The 16,928-nt window shown below is 59.7% G+C and carries 14 protein-coding genes; 12 read left to right on the top strand and 2 right to left on the bottom strand.

What is annotated here, in order from left to right; genetic code table 11:
• Positions 1-607: 607 nt before the first annotated feature.
• Positions 608-1,345 carry a replication protein RepA gene (locus GSQ83_RS03785; protein WP_158801552.1) on the bottom strand — a complete coding sequence of 246 codons (738 nt, stop codon included), beginning with the start codon at positions 1,343-1,345 and terminating at the stop codon, positions 608-610.
• Positions 1,346-2,279: 934 nt separating this feature from the next.
• Here GSQ83_RS03785 and GSQ83_RS03790 point away from each other — a divergent pair.
• The 12 genes from GSQ83_RS03790 (at position 2,280) to GSQ83_RS03845 (ending at position 15,832) form a co-directional block, all read left to right on the top strand.
• Complete coding sequence (locus GSQ83_RS03790; protein ID WP_158801553.1) at positions 2,280-2,423, top strand: hypothetical protein; 144 nt, start codon at positions 2,280-2,282, stop codon at positions 2,421-2,423.
• A gap of 187 nt (positions 2,424-2,610) precedes the next feature.
• Positions 2,611-2,865, top strand: coding sequence for a hypothetical protein (locus GSQ83_RS03795; protein ID WP_158801554.1), 255 nt, complete (start codon positions 2,611-2,613; stop codon positions 2,863-2,865).
• 1,885 nt (positions 2,866-4,750) lie between these two features.
• Positions 4,751-6,451: a GspE/PulE family protein gene (locus GSQ83_RS03800; RefSeq protein ID WP_254065483.1), complete on the top strand. Its 1,701-nt coding sequence runs from the start codon at positions 4,751-4,753 to the stop codon at positions 6,449-6,451.
• A 95-nt stretch (positions 6,452-6,546) separates the two neighbouring features.
• Entirely contained in the window at positions 6,547-7,764 is a 1,218-nt protein-coding gene (locus GSQ83_RS03805; RefSeq protein ID WP_158801555.1) for a type II secretion system F family protein, read from the top strand.
• A gap of 13 nt (positions 7,765-7,777) precedes the next feature.
• Positions 7,778-8,224, top strand: coding sequence for a GspH/FimT family pseudopilin (locus GSQ83_RS03810; RefSeq protein ID WP_158801556.1), 447 nt, complete (start codon positions 7,778-7,780; stop codon positions 8,222-8,224).
• On the top strand, positions 8,214-8,645 hold the full coding sequence (locus GSQ83_RS03815) for a prepilin-type N-terminal cleavage/methylation domain-containing protein (protein WP_158801557.1): 432 nt from the start codon (positions 8,214-8,216) through the stop codon (positions 8,643-8,645). Before GSQ83_RS03810 ends, GSQ83_RS03815 begins: the two co-directional genes overlap by 11 nt.
• A complete protein-coding gene (locus GSQ83_RS03820) occupies positions 8,642-9,265 on the top strand; it encodes a prepilin-type N-terminal cleavage/methylation domain-containing protein (protein ID WP_158801558.1) in 624 nt (207 codons plus the stop codon). The genes GSQ83_RS03815 and GSQ83_RS03820 overlap by 4 nt, the downstream gene beginning before the upstream one ends.
• A 100-nt stretch (positions 9,266-9,365) precedes the next feature.
• Positions 9,366-10,430: a PilN domain-containing protein gene (locus tag GSQ83_RS03825; protein WP_158801559.1), complete on the top strand. Its 1,065-nt coding sequence runs from the start codon at positions 9,366-9,368 to the stop codon at positions 10,428-10,430.
• Between the two features lie 13 nt (positions 10,431-10,443).
• Positions 10,444-11,016, top strand: coding sequence for a type II secretion system protein GspM (gspM, locus tag GSQ83_RS03830; protein ID WP_158801560.1), 573 nt, complete (start codon positions 10,444-10,446; stop codon positions 11,014-11,016).
• Between the two features lie 667 nt (positions 11,017-11,683).
• Complete coding sequence (gene gspD / locus GSQ83_RS03835) at positions 11,684-14,011, top strand: type II secretion system secretin GspD (RefSeq protein WP_174246619.1); 2,328 nt, start codon at positions 11,684-11,686, stop codon at positions 14,009-14,011.
• Entirely contained in the window at positions 14,008-14,808 is an 801-nt protein-coding gene (locus GSQ83_RS03840; RefSeq protein WP_158801561.1) for a general secretion pathway protein GspK, read from the top strand. The genes gspD and GSQ83_RS03840 overlap by 4 nt, the downstream gene beginning before the upstream one ends.
• Positions 14,809-14,905: 97 nt before the next feature.
• Positions 14,906-15,832, top strand: coding sequence for a ferritin-like domain-containing protein (locus tag GSQ83_RS03845; protein ID WP_216849910.1), 927 nt, complete (start codon positions 14,906-14,908; stop codon positions 15,830-15,832).
• 44 nt (positions 15,833-15,876) lie between these two features.
• On the opposite strand, the gene GSQ83_RS03850 is transcribed toward GSQ83_RS03845, so the two are convergent.
• Positions 15,877-16,884: an FkbM family methyltransferase gene (locus GSQ83_RS03850; RefSeq protein ID WP_158801562.1), complete on the bottom strand. Its 1,008-nt coding sequence runs from the start codon at positions 16,882-16,884 to the stop codon at positions 15,877-15,879.
• Between the last annotated feature and the right edge of the window lie 44 nt (positions 16,885-16,928).

A 16,928-nucleotide genomic window follows, 5' to 3' on the forward strand; every position in this document is an offset into this window, starting at 1 on the left:
ATAACGCGGCCATGTCGTGCGCTCTCTAGAAGCCATGAGACGGCGCAGGAGCGGAGCGCCAGCTTGTCACAGCAGCACACGATCGGCTAACCGCGGTCGCCCGACGACGATATGTTCGGGAGCTACCGGCAAGAACAGGGGAGGGGACAAGGCGGGATCCCTGCGTCGCCAATTAGCCGGGTGTCTGGCAGATTGGTTGGATCGCCGCGCTAGGATGCAGACAATTAAGTCCCCGGGGCCTAACCTACCGCTTCGAATTTCTAGCTTGCGGCGAGGTCCCGGCGGGCACCGACGCTTGCCGCGGTGGTGGAGTTTCCCGAATCCAGTTCTCGGTCCTAGATCCCATAATTCTTGAGACCTTAGCGGCTTCGTTTGATGCGCTTGAGGCCTTGACTTGTAAGGCCGGCGGCGGCCTGAGGCGGCTGGTAATCTGCACAAACTCCCAAGGGTAGGCATCAATTCCAGGAGCCCCGAGGCCGCTAACGGCGGCCTGCACTGCAAATCCAGTGGCGATCGGGCGTCTGAGGTGCTGCATGGGACCATCTGAGGGCCTGCATGTGCAGATTATCAGCCGAACATCAGCGTCGGCTTTGTGCAGATTGTCAGCCTACGCGCGAGTGAGGCGCTTCTGCGGCATTGGAGGCGGAGAGGGGTGAAGCGTCAGTCCGGTCTCTGTGAGTTCGAGGTTCGCCTCCCGGTAAACGGAATGTGCCGCGATCAGACTTTCCCGAAAATGCGGCTTGAAGTTCTTCATCAGGGCTGCCCCATTACCCAACTGTGCCTTGAGGGCGACCCAGCCAATCTTGGTCTCCCCCTTTAAGGCGGGGAGCCGCCAAGCGAGCCAGGTGTAAATGTCGAGCGCTGACGGGGAGTCCCGAAGGTCAACGATAGCCGCAGGATCGAGAACGACGGGGTTGCGAAGAAGCTGCTCATAGTAGCCCTGTGAAAGTGTCACCGATTCGATGAAGCGTTTATTTCCCCGCCCGTAACTGTATTCGGCTGACTCGACTACGGGTTGGTTGAGGTAGAGGCCACGGCCGCCGCTCTCGAGCGAGAAAGAGATCGTGCAGACTGCCAGCCGTTCAGTCTGTTCCTGGAGTAGCCGCATGGCTTCGGAGCCGTGGGGCAAGCCCATGCGGCGGAGGGCATCGGTGATGGATTTGCCAATGTGGACGGTTCGGCTGTTATTCCGGATTGCCTCCGACTGCCAGTCTAGCAGGACCAACCGGGCGTAGGAACCGAAGGGTACGCCAATTGGTACGGCTTCCCCGCCTTCGGCAAGCCGCCGGGTACCAGGCGAAACCGTCAGCGTCGCGTAATCAGTCTGGACGGTCCAACGCTTCATCGAATCTTTCAAGTCACGTCGCGGAAGGCCTGCGTGGGCCCAAGCTGCGTAAGCATACGAACGTAGTTCGTCAGCTGGGAGATTGTCCCCAAGCTGTAATTCCAGAGCCTTCTCCGCTCGAACAGCAGCAGACTTGATAGTCCTAGCACCCCGTCTGCCAGAGAGGATGTCGATCGGAGAGTTGCGACCAGGTTCCCGAATGTGATTAGAAGCGACCTTCAGGAGGTCGCGGCTCGTGTGCGCCTCCACGAGTTCATGTACAGATCGGCCGGCGAAGAGATCGATCTGATCAGCCTTTGGCTTTGTCATCAGCACCATCCTGAGTGACATGTGTTTGACCTGAAGCAGCCTGTCTATGTGCAGATTACCAGCCGTCGGCCCGTGCAGATTGTCAGCCGAGTTCTAGTAAAGGTTTTTTTGGAGTAGTTAGTAAGTAGGCTGACAATCTGCTGGGGAAACCATCCCGTAGACTTCTGATTTTGCAGCAAAGTGCAAATCGATTCGGCTGACAAACTCCTGTGTATTTTGGCCGTTGGGCTGGTAATCTGCTCAAAACCGGCTGACAAGATGCACGCAGGATTTTTAGTGATTCAAGCTGCGCTTGTCAGGTGACATGCCCGAATCGGGCGGCTGAGAATCTGCACAATCGTTGAGGCTGGTAATCTGCACTCGGCGCCCAGCTGTGCGGCTCGCAGGGATCGGCGCGGAGGAAGCCGCCGGTCAAGCGACCGAGGCTGACAATCTGCACAACCCTGGATGCAATGCCGCGGCTGGTAGTCTGCACAAAAGCGGTAACGATATCCGGCTTGCATTCTGCACAGCTGGTCATCGCACCACCGCGAGGAAGCCTTCACGCATAAGAGTAAGCTCACAGCCGGGCGATGAGGGTTGAGTACGTCTACCCTATAGGCCGTTATGGACCTGGTCTGGCTTCGTGGCACGGCTGCGGCTCGCCGCCCTGCGCCAGGACGCAATTGTCGGGGATGTCGACCTGCCCGCGGCCGGTGGCTTCGACCGGGCGTTGTTGCAGAAACTGGCCGCCCGCTATTGGATCGACCGCAAACAGATGTGCTGGTGATCGGCCCGGCCGGGGTTGGCAAGTCATGAATCGCTTATGCGCTCGGCCACAAGGCATGACGCAACAACAGATCGGTCGTCTACCATCGGAAGCCGAGGCTACTAGAGCCACTTCGTTTCGTGACCGGCGCGACCCCGGTCAGGTTCTGAGAGCATGATAGTTTCGTGCGCGGATGGCTTGATGCTTGATGAGCCTCCGTGAGCAGCGTGGCGAGGACGATCCTTCCTACCCCCGGCAAGGAGCGCGGGATTGGCGCGTCGCGCTGCTCGGCCTCTTGCCCCGGCTCGGACCCCGATCTGGCGAGCTGGCCGACCAAGATATCAATGGGCCGCTTAACGCTCTTGATTTGGCGGTTCACAAGGTTCGGCCGCTCAGCGACCGCGGCGATGTGAGTTCGGGCCGCGTTTGCTGTGGTGAGCTGCATTTGCGCCGCGTCGGCTAGACTAAAACCTAACCGATATCCCGAACCGAATTTTGAAACGAGCAAACCCGACCTAGCGTGACCCGCAGGCCGACCATAGCAGCGGCAGGTAAGCGATCAGAGTATCGGCATGGCGTGTTTCGGCCAGCCCCTCTAAGGTTAGAATTGGCCTGTGGCCGCAACTTCTGCAGACGGCTTTGACTGCGTGGTTTGTCCCGGTAAAGCCACGGGGCATTTGGAGTGACATTCCGGAGTAAATGGAGCGGGTCGCCGGAATCGAACCGACGCCCTCGGCCTGGAAGACTATTGCAATGCACTTTGCTAAACCCGCTCAGTAGGCATACCTTACGCGATTAGACGTCTTTGGAAAGCTGACGTTCGGGATATTGCCCTTAGACCCAACCATTGAAGCCCGACCTATGACTGGGCCGTGCCTCTCACGGAACCAACCCAAGGTGACGTTCAGCAGAAAGGGCTCTGCTGACCGTTTTGACGTTGCAGATGGCGCGACAGCGGCAGCTGGTGGCTGAGGTGGTTCGTCAGGTTTCGGGTGATACGTTGTCAAGACGATCAGCACGTCGCGATGGCTGCGGGTTAAGTTGCCGACTCGAAATTCGTTCCAAACGGCCAAAGGCTCCTCAGCCTCGTGCGCGGCGTTAAAGCGGTCAGTCCCGGCGATAGGCATGGCTCATCCTCCGTCACAAGCCTATTTGGGTTAACTTGAGGGCTCGGCCTCGGGCTTAATCGCCTCAATGAAGGACAGCCTCCTCTACTGCACGTTCGAGCTGGGCGCCGATGGGAACCTCAACCGCCACGACGTCGCTGCGATCATGGGCGAGGTTCTAGGCCGGGGCTGAGGGCGATATACGTTTGGTAGACGCGCACGGCTTCCTTGGGAATCCGTTAACGCCGCGTGCCGTCCTCGGCCGAGAGGCGTGAACGCGAACTGGCGATTTCGAGGAGCGTTTTTCGGATGTCCAAGTCTAATATCAGCAGAGGCGGCGAAGAGGATCATCTGGCCGCCGCCGCTCTCGGATGGATTGGACTGGTTCGCCGAGATCGGAAAGGTCGCCCGGACCACGCGGCAGCGGCGTTCTAGCCTCGGTCAACTCGGCGCAAGTCTAAGTTTGTCGCCGCTCAATCAACCTCACCCTTTGGGCGGACGTGCAGGTTGCGCAGGCGATAGACCGTGCGCAAGCGACCGTCCAGACCCTGAAAGGGAAACGGTGCCTCACCCATGAAGAGCCCCCCGGGAACTACGCGCGAGGAGATAGTCCCAATATCGTCCACCAAGATTTTATTAGAATAGACGAAGGCGGAAGTGGTCGTCAGCCACTCAGAAACCTCAAACGGGCCTCGGAAATAGAAACAACGCGCATTGATGTCGGCTGGTTCAAAGAAAAATAACCTCGAGCCATCGGTTATCTGACTACTGCAGGTCGTCTGTATAAATTTGAGGGAAGTTGCGGTCCAATAGCCAGGCGATGACTGCCGGTCAGCGCATCCGCTACTCGCGGATGCGGCTATCAGGCCAGCGTAAAGCAACATTCTCCAGGCTATCACGTTCTCGTCCTTGCCGCACCAGTCGAACTTGCCATCATAACAGGCGGCAGTGGGTTGAGCAAAAACCGGGCGCGGGGTCAAAGTTTCGTGCTCGCAAGCAGTGGATCATAGCTTTCCGGTCTCTCAGGCGGATAATGAGGGCGGCGGATCGCGGCGAAAGCAACACTCGGCTAGAATTGCGTCTATGACCTGCCTCTGATTGAGCGTCTCAGCCGTAAAGATGGCAAACGGTCGCCCCCGGAGACCGCCTAACGTGATACCCGGACAGGAGGCCAACGTCGCCGCGATGAAAATGTTGCCCTGGCGGTTCTCGAGCACTGGCGCTCCACCGAGCGCTCCGCCCTTGGATCCCGATCACGACGAGCGTCTCGACAAGCTGTCGCTGATCATCATCGCGCGAGGTGATTGCGACGCTCGCGGGATGGAGCGCGCCCGGCGTATTGCGACCGAGAGTGGACAAAGGCTCGATCGCGTCCTGATCAAGCTTGGCCTTGTTACGGAACGCGGACTCGTGGATGCCTATGCGGAGCTGCTCGACATCCGTGTCGCGGAAACCGCCCGCTTCCCTTCGGAACCGCTGTTCAAGGAACGCTTGAGCAGCCGCTTCCTACGCTATGTCCGAGCTATTCCAATTGCCGTAGAGGCGGATCACGTCACGCTCGCCGTCTCCGACCCGCTCGATCGCTTCACATCGGCGACGATCTCCGCCGCTGTTGGCCTGCCGGTGGTGCTGGAGGTGGCGGTCCCGATCGAATTAGAAGCGGCGTTCGACCGCATCTATCCGAATGTCGCCCCGGATGGCGAGGGCGCACCGAGCGACCCCGACGGCGATAATATAGAAGAGGATGCGGAGCGACTCAAAGATTTGGCGAGCGAAGCGCCGGTCATCCGCCTCGTTAGTCAGATCATTTCCCGGGCGGTCGAGGAGCGGGCTTCTGACATTCATTTCGAACCGTTCGAGGATCGCCTACGGGTCCGCTATCGGCATGACGGTGTCTTGCACGAAGTGGATTCACATCCGGCCCGGTTGACTCCGGCGATCATCTCCCGCGTCAAGATCATGTCGCGGCTTGATATCGCCGAGCGCCGGCTGCCCCAAGACGGTCGCATCAAGCTCGCCGTGCGCGGACAGGATATCGATCTCCGCGTATCCACCATCCCCTCGTTGCACGGCGAGAATGTTGTTCTGCGCATCCTGGATCGCGGCACGGTTTCGTTGAATTATGAAGCCCTGGGGCTCGCACCGGCTGTCGTCAGCCGGTTGAGCAAAGCACTGCACCTTCCGAATGGGATTGTGTTAGTGACGGGACCAACCGGCAGCGGAAAAACGACCACACTTTATACGGGAATCATCGAGCTCAACGCGATCATGCGTAAAATCGCCACGGTCGAAGATCCGATCGAGTATCAGATACCGGGCATCACGCAGACCCAGATCAAGCCGCTGATTGGACTGACCTTCGCGCATGTCCTACGCTCCATTCTGCGGCAGGATCCGAATGTCATCATGATCGGTGAGATCCGGGATCTTGAAACGGCGCAGATCGCCGTAAACGGCGCGCTGACCGGCCGACTGGTCTTGTCCACGCTGCATACGAATTCCGCAGCCTCCAGCATCACCCGCCTGCGCGACATGGGTCTGGAAGACTATCTCATCACTGCCGTGCTGCGGGGCGTTCTAGCACAACGCCTGGTACGCAGGCTGTGTGAGGCGTGCCGAACCAGGGTGATGGCACCGCGCGAACTTGTAGATCGCTTCGATCTGGAACGACGTTGTGGTAGCAAGGCAGTTTGGTTATGGCGGGCTGTTGGCTGTCCCCATTGTCGGGAAACGGGTTATCGCGGTCGGCTCGCGGTGGCCGAATTCCTATCGCCCGACGCGAATATAGAGGCGATGATCTTTGCGCGCGCGGACCAGTCCGAGATCGAGCGAGCAGCGGTCGCAGCTGGCATGGTGACGATGCTGGAGGCCGGACTTGCTGCGGCTCTGATCGGCACCACGACGATAGAGGAAGTGGTCCGGACGTTGAGCGGCGACGGATGAGGAGGGCAGGGCTTGATCTACGGCATCCTCTCCTGGAACTCTGACATCGTCGGATGCGATACTTTAGACGCACCGACCTTGAACAAGCGCTGAGGATGCCAGCCTACCGTTATGTCGCGATCGATCCCGCCGGGAAAACAGCGCGCGGCGTGATCGAGGCGGCAGACAAAGAAGCCGTCATTCAGCAGCTTTGGCGCGACGGGCACCTTCCCGTTCGGACGGAGTTAGACCGGGGTGAATCCTTTTGGGGTCGCCTAAGCTTCGAGTTTGTCCGCGGGAGCTTCCGGCGGCAGGAAGTCGCCAATCTGACGCGTGAATTGTCGATCATGCTCGGCGCGGGCCAGGATCTGGATCGCGCGCTGAGATTTATGACCGAAACGGCGGTCAACAAACGCGTCATGGATGGGCTCGAGAAGCTTCGGGATGCAGTGCGGGATGGATCTTCACTCGCCGTCGCTATGGGCCGCCAACCGCGCAGCTTTCCGCGTCTTTACGTCGGGATGGTCCGCGCGGGCGAGGCAGGCGGGACCCTTGCGGCGACGCTTGAACGTCTGGCGGTCGTCTTGGAGCGCGAGCGTGGTCTTGCTTCCTCGATTCGGTCCGCGATGATCTACCCTGCTCTGCTGTTGGTCGCTATGACAGGGTCCGTAGCCTTTCTCTTGACCTCGGTCTTGCCGGAATTCGTACCGCTCTTCGCGCAGAACGGCGCCCGGCTTCCAGCATCAACGCAGTTCCTGATTGCCGCGGGCCACGCCGTTTCGGCATACGGCCTCTATGCGTTGCTGGCGCTGGCGACACTTGGCCTATTGTTGCGCCAAGCATTGACGCGACCGGGTCCGCGCTTCCTGGCCGACAGTCTAGTGTTGCGGCTGCCGATTGTGGGCGCCGTGGCGCGTGAGGTTTTAGCCGCTCGATTCAGCCGGACCTTCGGCACATTGATGCTTAACGGCGTACCGTTGATCGCCGCGCTCGGCATCGTCCGAGAAGCAATTGGCAACACTGCGGCGGTGGCAGCCGTGGACGCTGCGACGATAAATGCCAAGAGCGGCGCCGGCCTGTCGCGTCCCTTGGCGGAGGCGGGCATCTTCCCGCCGCGCATGATCTATCTTCTGCGTCTCGGCGAGGAAACCGCTCAGCTTGGCCAGCTGGCGCTGCGCGCAGCCGACATACATGAGGAGGAAACGCGCCTTAAAATTCAACGCCTAGTCTCGCTCTTGGTCCCAGGCATCACGATCGTGATGGGCGCAGCGGTGGCCGGCATCGTATCCTCCCTCGTCCTGGCGATGCTGAGCCTGAACAACCTTGCAGGTTGAGAGTCGAGGGTGGTTGCGGCGCCCAGGCGAGGCGGGCTTCACGCTAATCGAGGTTCTCGTCGTCATAGCCATTCTTGGCCTCGCCATCGGAATTCTCGTTTCGCGCGGACCTACCCGCAGCGTTGGCTTCGATTTGCGAAGTTCCGCCGCGGATGTCGCCGAAACGCTTAACCGCGCCCGTTCACAGTCCATCGCGACGGATCGCGTGACAAGTTTCCGAATCGGTTCCGCAGGCCGGTCCTACGGCATCGACAACGCGGCAACGATAAATCCGCCGCAGGAGGTCGTGTTGGCGATGACGACGGTCGGTACCACGAGACCTCGGACCATCGCTATGATCCGATTCGCGCCAGATGGCAGCTCCTCTGGCGGGCAGGTGCTGCTGGTGGCAGGCGCGAGTCGGATGCGGGTGATTGTCGATTGGCTAACTGGCCGAGTGAGCCTCGCCAATGCGCCATAACAGCGAGACGGGCTTTACTCTGCTTGAGGTGCTCGTGGCCCTGATCATCGCCACTCTCGCACTCACCGCTCTATTCTCCGGCGCCGTCACTGGCATGCGGTCAGCGAGCCTTGCTGCTCACTACATACAAGCGGTCTCCCGCGCACGGTCTCACCTTGCTGTGCTCGGTGTTGGCAGCCCGCTAGTAACCAGCACGACGCAAGGTGTTGATGGTAGCGGGTTTCACTGGCGGATCAGCATTCGCCCAGAGGAAACCACGAGCATCGCCATCCGAACCGGCGGGTTGGACCGAGCCAGCAAAGCATCGCGTATCGCGATCTACGAGATCAATGTGAGCATAGCCTGGTCGATGGATGGCGGCCTGCGACAGGTTGCTTTGCATTCCCAGAAAATCGGCCCAACTCCGCGGTTATCCCCGTGACAGACCGCACACGGAAATGCGTCTTCACCCACAGTGCCTGGAAGCAGTGTGGCTTCACGCTACTTGAGGTGCTGGCCTCGCTTGTCGTACTCGCTTTGCTCGTCTTAGGGTTGGCCCAGGGGATGCGCTTCGGCGTTGCAGCTTATGATCGGCAAACACGGCTCACCTACCGCCAAGCCGACCTAGACGCGGTAGACCGCACTTTGCGTCAGCTGATTGAGCAGATCAATCCCGGAACCGCACATGATGCGCCAGCGATCGCCGGAACACCCGACAGCTTCGAATTTACCTCAGAGCTGCCAGAGGCGGCGGCCGCATGGGGCAGCCGGGACGCGGAGGTCAGGTTGCTGGTTGACGGGACTAATCGCCTGCTGATGCGCTGGTCGCCCTATACTCATGCCCTGCCCAACACGCCGCCGGCGGTTGTCGACACTGTACTGCTCGAGCAGGTCGACCATGTCGTCTTTAGCTATTGGTCGCGGTCCGGAGAGGCAGGTTGGCGCGGCCGTTGGGACAAAGCGGAGGTGCCTGCCCTCGTCAGGATTCGGATCGTCTTTCGTGCCGGCAGCGGCAGAGCCTGGCCGGATATCGTCGCGGCGACCCAGCGGGGCCGCCCGTGAGTGCATCTAGACGGCGTGACGGCGCGTAAATAAATACCTTGCCTCTTAAGCTGATTGGGGAGGAAGGAGGTCCGACTCTGTAGGAAAGACTTTGTAAAATATGGCCGACACGATCTTCACATGGTGGGCGCAGCAGATGCGGAGCCTCGTGCCTGCGCCTCTCGCCAGCCGTGGAGGATGGCGTTCGGTGGTGATTCTTGAGCCCACGGAGGAGCCTGAGGCGACTTCGTTTGGGGCCGGCGGATTCAGGCTCAGCCTCAGGCGGCGCGGCCGCGAGACAGGGATTGGATACTTCGCCTGCTCTCCTGAAGGTCTCGCCGCGGCCCGGCGTGCTTGCGGCACGACAAGGCGGCGCCGGAACATACTGCTTCGCCTTCCGAACGGTCGGATCTTAGAACATCGTCTCACCGTCCCCGCGACGGCCGAGGCTCATATCGGGCGAGTACTCGCGTATGAGATCGATCGTGTGACGCCTTTTTCCGAGAGCGAAGTCTTTTGGGATTGGGTTATCGAGCATCGCGACCGCAACCGCTCCCGGCTGTTGGTGAGGCTGTTTCTGATTCCCCGCGCCGCTCTGATCGTGCTGCGGACCGAGCTCGAGAAGGCGAGGTTGCATTTGGCCGCGGTAGAAGGCCATGGCTTCTACGGCGACCTCCGTCGCCTCCCTCTCTCCGTCAGGACGCCGGCACGACAGAGGCTAGAGCGCCCTGTGCTGCGGTGCACTGTCGGTGCCTGCGCTGCTCTGGTGATTGTCGCGCTCGTCTTGCCTTTTGTTCGGCAGCAATTGCGCCTCGATCGACTCGATCAGCGTGTTGCGGAGCTGCAGCCAAAGGTCTCGGAAGTGCGGCTGCTCCGCAAGCGAATCGCTGGCCAAGCCGCGGGAAGTGAGGTTTTCGAAGCGGAAGAGGCGGAAGTCGGCAGGCCGCTCGATGCGATTGCGACTATCACCAAAGTTCTACCGGACAACACATTTTTGACTGCGCTTAATTTGTCGCAGAGAAGCTTGGGTCTGACTGGTCAGTCCGGTGATGCCGCCGCTCTTATTGCTGCACTGTCGCGCGATACCGAGATTCACACACCAAGTTTTGCAGCACCGGTGATGACGGCCCCGAGTGGGAGTGGGAGCCTGTTCGTCATCCGTGCAGAGCTCGTACCCCAACAGTGAAGACCGCGGTCAAATGATCGACCTGCTGCCCACAGGACGGCGCGGCCAGTTCCTGGCAATCAGCGTGACGATCCTGCTGCTTGCCACCGCATGGTTTGGCATAGCAGTTCCCTTAATCAGCTGGTACGATAGCCGGGCTCAAGCCCTGATGCAGCAGGCAATGCTGGAACAGCATATGGAGATGATCGTGCGGGCTGTGCCAACCCTGCTCGACGAAGCGCGGGCGGCGCGTGGCGCTTCATCGCCGCGAGGTATCGTTTTCGATGCATCAAGCGACGCCGTCGCCGGTGCGACGCTGCAGCAGACAATTCAGCGATTTGCGCACACGGCCGGATTAACCTTGGCGAGCGTGGAGACACTAGCGGCTGCTCAGCGTGCTGCCTTCCGCCGCATCGCGCTGAGGGTTAGTTTCACCGCATCATGGCCGTCGCTCATACGCTTCCTCCAGGAACTGAACACGGCCGAACCGCGCGTTCTGGTCGATGATCTGCAGCTTGATGCGGCGCCGGTCATCGGCCAGTTCCATGGTGTCCCGCTCAGTGTCAGCCTTACCATCCTTGCTTTCCGGGCGGGAACCTCATCGTGACCCGACGCGTGATCGTCGGATTTGGTGCTGTAGCAATTGCCTTGGGCGGCGTTATCGCGATCGAGCTGGGGCCGGCGCCATATTTGGCCCGTTCTTGGCCGCATCGGGTCCCCTTCGAGCATCTGGCCATTGCGGGAACGCTGGGCGCGGCTGCAGATCAGACTCAGGCTTTGGTTTCGACCTCGCTCGGCCGCCCACTTTTTGAGCCCTCCCGGAGGCCGCCTGAATCCGATGTGCGGAAGGAATCGCACTCGGGCATTCCGCGCCTCTCCGGAATTGTCATTACGCCCATAGGTCGATCAGCCATCTTCGAGTCTAAAGACAACCTTGAGACGGTTGTCTCGGCCGGGGCTCATCTCGACGGGTTTCTGGTGCAGTCGATCGGTGACGGCAGCGTGCTCCTGATCGGGCCTAGCGGACCACGGATAATCGAACCCACTTTCAAGTCCAATGCCCCATCGACGGGCACCACGGCCGTGTCACCTTCAGGGTCCTTGGCCTCAATACCGTCGACATCCCAGGCGCCCTCGCCATTCGCTAGTTTGAGAGGCCTGACGGGCAGGCCCCTTGGACTGATTGCCCACCCTGACGAAGTCGAAGTCCCCTCGGGGAATCAGCTCGAGGTAGCACCACGCATGCCGGATCAATCTGGACTTGGAGCTTCACCTTGAGACGTCTGGCTGCAATCGCCTCCGCCTTCTTTGTCGCTGGGTGTACAGCGCAGGCCGATCTTCCTCCCCAGAGGCTGGCGCGCCCGGTGCTCGCCTCCGGCAGTCGGTTCGATCCGCGGGTGAATGGCGCGTTGGGAGCGACCGATCTTCCTCCAACGCCCGGCGTTTCCTACGCGACGCCGGCCGCCGTGACTTTGCCGGCAAATGCGCCGGGTGCGACGGGTGGCGATGTTTCTCTCAATTTTACTGATACTGATATCCGCCAGATAGTTGCTCAGATTCTCGGTTCAATCCTGAAACTTAACTACTCCATCGATCCGGCAGTCCACGGCAGCGGAACCTTGCATACCGTCACTCCTGTCGCTCGAATCCAACTCCCGCAAATCTTGCAGGCGCTTTTGGCGCAGAACGGTGCGGCACTCGTGCAATCCGGCAGCTTCTACCAGGTCGTGCCCACCAAGGTCGCCGCCGCCACGACCTCGCTCTCTGCAGGTGACGCCATGGCGGGCGGCGGGGTGCTGCCTCTCAGATACGCCTCGGCGCCGGACCTAGCACGAGTTCTGCAACCTTTCGTAGGGCAGGATGCAAAGGTCGTCGCGGACCCGAGCAGCAACAGCCTGCTGATCAGCGGTAGTTCTGAGGCGCGAGAGACGCTCGGTGCGTTGGCGAAGGCCTTCGACATCGACGAGCTTGCGGGCCAATCGTATATCCTGTTGCCCGCCCCGCAAGGTTCCACCAATGATTTCGCGATCTCATTTCAGGACGCTTTGCGCGCTCGCGGAAGTGGCCTCGCAAATGTCGTCCGCGTTGTGCCGATGGAACGCATCGGATCTGTTTTGGTGGTGGCATCGCAACCTCAACTTATCGAGGAAGCGAGGCGGGTTTATGATCTGATTGAACGACAGCAGCGGCTCACGGTGAGAAGTTGGCATGTCTTTTACCTGCAGGATACCAAAGCGAATGATGCCGCCTACGTCTTGCAACAGGCTTTCACACCGAACAATGTGACAGCCGTTCCCAGTGAGAACACGCCGAACCAGGACGCAAGTGGCTCAGGCGCTTCAGCACATGCGGGAGTTGGCACGGGCACAGGTTCCGGGAGCGGCGGGGGCGCGGGGACGACCAGTAACGGTTTGAATGGCCTTGCAGGCTCTTCGGGAATCGGAGGCGGCAATCCCCTGACGGCGGGAGGCGGGGGCGGCATCATGGGATCCTCGGGCGCCAGTCCGACAGACAGCGGTTCCTCGAGCAACGGGGGCGGTACGCCGACGGCAACTGCGTCAAATCCGCTGCTCGGCGGCCTTGATTCCGGCGGCGGCACAACCGACACGAACACGCTGCGGATCATCCCAGACACGCAGAACAACTCGGTTTTCACCTATGCGACTCAGCAGGAAGAAGAGGCGATTGATGCGATGTTGCACAAGATCGACATTCTTCCGCTGCAGGTCCGCATCGACGCGACGATCGCTGAAGTGACACTAAACAACCAGCTACAGTACGGCACGCAGTTCTTCTTCAGATCGGGCGGAGTGAACGCGATACTCGACACTACTGCCGCGACCGAGCCTCTGGGTGCCATCCCGCGGAATACCGTATTGGCTACAACATTTCCCGGCTTCATCTTGGCCGGCAACGGTGGTGGCGGCGCGCCAATCGCACTACAGGCGCTGCAAGCGGTCACCACCGTTCACGTCCTGTCATCTCCCGAGTTGCTGGTCCTCGATAACCAAACCGCCCATCTTCAGGTCGGCGATTTAGTGCCCTACCTAACCTCAAGCTCCCAAAGTACGCTTGCGAACTCCTCTGTCATCAACAGCGTGAATTATCAGCCGACGGGCGTAATCATGAATGTGACCCCCCGCGTCAACAGTGGTGGGCTTGTGACGTTGGACATCTCGCAGGAGGTGAGTGCCATCAATACCGCTATCCCGACCTCCGCCACGGGCATCATGTCACCGACTTTCTCTGAGAGGAATGTGACGTCGCGAGTTGTGGTGCAGGATGGGCAGACCGTTGGCCTGGCGGGCCTTATCACCGACAACCTGAGCAAGAGCAGCTCGGGCATCCCGTTCCTGAAGGACATCCCTATCTTGGGGCTTTTAGCAGGCACTCAGAACAACCAACGAACCAGGACGGAGCTTCTCGTCCTGATCACTCCACATGTGCTCTACGATCAGCAGGATGCCCAGGCGCTCACGGCCGATCTGCAAGACCAACTGCGCAACGCGGCAGGCGTTCCCGCTGAGCTGAACGGTCTAGACACCCCGGGACTCGACGATCCGCAGCAGCGCATCCGTCGAGCGCTGAGAACGGGGCCGTGACTAAAATCGACATCGTTCCGCGATCGCAGCGAGGCTTCGCTCTTCTCATCGTTCTCTGGACGATGGTCCTGCTGTCACTTCTATTTTCGCGAATTGTCGGGCAGGGGCGTAGCGAGATGGAGATCGCCAGTAATCTTCGCAATGCGGCGGCTCTCGGGGCCGAAGTAGACGGCATCGTATATCGGGCGATCTTTGACCTTTTGAGTCCGGCGGCGGCGGTTATGCCCACCGCCAGCATAACATACCGGCTGAAGCTGCCGGACGGCTTGGCGACGGTCGAGATCACCGACCTCGGTGGCAGGGTGAATCCCAATATCGCCTCGCCGGCGCTGATGTCGGCCCTCCTACAACAAGTAGGTGCTCAGCAAATGGATGCGGCGTCGGTTGCCGAAGCAATCTTGGACTGGCGATCACCCGATACCCAAGGTCGATTCGAGGCTCCTGCCTATCAGCAAGCCGGTCTCACCTATGCCCCTGCCGGAGCGCCTTTCGCCAGCATCGACGAGCTCGGTTTAGTTCTAGGTATGACGCCTGATCTGCTCGAGAAGTTAGCGCCTCATCTTTCTCTCTACAATCGCGACAATCCAAGTTTCGATCTGGCCGATCCCGTCGTGAGGCACGCACTAACGGCTTTGGGCAGTTCGGAAGGAAATCAGCAAAGGCGGCCTCCCCGTGATGTCACCATTGTCGCGGCCATTTTGCGTAAGGACGGAACGCGCAGCGAACGGAGATCCGACGTTGAACTCCATATCTCCTCCGTGCCGGAAGGGTTCCGCATTCTCACCTGGGAGGATTGAGCGTTTGATCACGAGAACGTGATAATTGTTTAAAAGTATTAGGGGTTTGGTGATGCATCCGAAATCCACCGATCTTGGTAAACGGTGGTGAGCCTAAATGAAATGCACGCACAGTGAAGGGTTGAAGATGGCAAACCTATCGCAGAACGACGAACTTGAAGGCATTCCAAGACGCCGCGGGCTTTTGAAAGGTCTGGGGCTTGGCATCGCTGGCACTGCTGCGCTCGCCGCCGCCGGAACCGCGGGTCTGGGCTTCGGCGTCACGCCGGCCCACGCGGATGCCGCAACGGATGCCGAGGTTTTTAATTTCGCGCTGAACCTCGAGTATCTCGAAGCAGAGTACTACCTTCGCGCCGTCACTGGTAATGGAATCCCGGCCAGCAGCGGCGGTACTGGCGCTGTTACTGGAGGCTCGCTCGTCCCATTCGAGAATACGGCGATCGCGTACCTCGCGCAGAAGATCGCCGTGGATGAACTTGCCCATGTTAACTTTATTCGATCAGTGCTTGGCGCGTCCGCCGTCGCCGAACCGGCCATCGATCTCGTGAACAGCTTCACCGAGCTCGCCGTTGCCGCGGGCCTAATCGTCTCGGGGCAGACGTTCAACCCCTTCGGGAGCGAGGTAGACTTTCTACTTGGCGCTTACGTCTTCGAGGACGTCGGCGTAACAGCCTATGCCGGTGCCGCTGCGTTGCTGACGCCAGCAACTATCCCGTATGCGGCGAGTGTGTTGGCCGTGGAAGCCTATCACGCCGGTGCCATCCGTCAGCGTCTAGCTGAAATCGGCGGATCGGCAGCGACCAACCAAATATCGGCACTACGCCAGACGCTCAGCGGCGTCGGTGATAACGGTCTAAATTATCAAAATAACATGTTCAACGTGACCAACGTTGACTCTCAGGGCCAAGCTTACCGCCGTACGCCGCAGCAGGTCTTGAGTATCGTATACGGCGGAGGCACGTCTAGCGGCCTCTTCTTCCCGAACGGCGTGAATGGTGCGATTACATCTACAGCAGCTGCCTAGCCCAGGGGTGCATGGTCGGTGGCGAGTAAGGACTTGCCACCGATTCAATGGGGCAAAGCAATGACGTCGATATGATCTGTTCCTCTGGCTTCATAGACAGAGAGGATGTTGCCGATATCTTGTGTGGGCGGCCCTATCGAACCGTCCGGTTCGATTACAGCGATTTTGTATCCAAAAGCCACTATCCACATGAGATATTCGGTCCCCTCGATGCCAGAAATGCCGGGCATCATAGCCGGGCTTAGCTCACTCACGATGATGGGCCGACAGCGATTGATGGTCTTTGACGCGCCAAGCAGGGCATTATATTCTGCGCCCTCAACGTCGACCTTGATAAGATCAATCATCGCCGCCTCGGGTACGATAGTGTCGACCGCTAGGCACGGAACCGATTCGGCTGCCAGCATAGCCTCGAGGTCTCGCGGCAAATCAGAGGTCGTTCCATTCGAGTGCGAGGTGTTGAGCACCAAAGTGCCGGTTCCACGACCGGCTGCCGTCTGGCAAATCGTTATATTTTCAAAGCCATTCTCGCGGCGGCTCGCTTCAATAAGTCGCGCATTTCGAGGATTGGGTTCGATCGCCAGGACGTGGCCAGCTGGACGAACGAGGGCCGCCGACAGGAGAGTGAAATATCCGATATTGGCTCCGATATCGATGACCTGCATGCCCTCTTTCAGAACACTCCGGAATACGGCTGTCACGTCAAGCTCATAGTTGCTGTCGCGGACGTACCGCCCTACGGCTGCATCATCGCGCGCGGAGTAAATCCGGAAGCCAGGCACTTGCGCCAGCGTGACGTCGCCTAAGCTTGAGTTCCCGATGAGGCTACGTCGAGTGAACTCAAGACTGTTGAGATAACTGGCAACGACACCAGCAAGATCCTGACCGACACTCATCGTGTGGCCAATCCATTCTTCCTTGTTAGGATGGCGCCCAAGTAACAACCGGAAGCAGGCTCGAATATCCGCCTCTGTTGCCGACTGATCAAAAACTCTCTCGCCGGGCAGTGCCAACTGATTATGACGATTGCCGGATGGTCTGGGCCAACGCATTTGGACAGCCATCCTCCCGGATTTGTGTGAACCAAGTATTGGAA

It is taken from the genome of Acidisoma sp. L85, from assembly GCF_009765865.1.
GTDB lineage: Bacteria > Pseudomonadota > Alphaproteobacteria > Acetobacterales > Acetobacteraceae > Acidisoma.

Excerpts from the sequence above, each read along its gene's own strand:
- GSQ83_RS03785 (WP_158801552.1), bottom strand. The coding sequence starts at position 1,345 with ATGAAGCGTTGGACCGTCCAGACTGATTACGCGACGCTGACGGTTTCG.
- GSQ83_RS03795 (WP_158801554.1), top strand. The coding sequence starts at position 2,611 with ATGAGCCTCCGTGAGCAGCGTGGCGAGGACGATCCTTCCTACCCCCGG.
- GSQ83_RS03805 (WP_158801555.1), top strand. The coding sequence starts at position 6,547 with ATGCCAGCCTACCGTTATGTCGCGATCGATCCCGCCGGGAAAACAGCG.
- GSQ83_RS03815 (WP_158801557.1), top strand. The coding sequence starts at position 8,214 with ATGCGCCATAACAGCGAGACGGGCTTTACTCTGCTTGAGGTGCTCGTG.
- GSQ83_RS03825 (WP_158801559.1), top strand. The coding sequence starts at position 9,366 with ATGGCCGACACGATCTTCACATGGTGGGCGCAGCAGATGCGGAGCCTC.
- gspM (WP_158801560.1), top strand. The coding sequence starts at position 10,444 with ATGATCGACCTGCTGCCCACAGGACGGCGCGGCCAGTTCCTGGCAATC.
- GSQ83_RS03845 (WP_216849910.1), top strand. The coding sequence starts at position 14,906 with ATGAAATGCACGCACAGTGAAGGGTTGAAGATGGCAAACCTATCGCAG.
- GSQ83_RS03850 (WP_158801562.1), bottom strand. The coding sequence starts at position 16,884 with ATGCGTTGGCCCAGACCATCCGGCAATCGTCATAATCAGTTGGCACTG.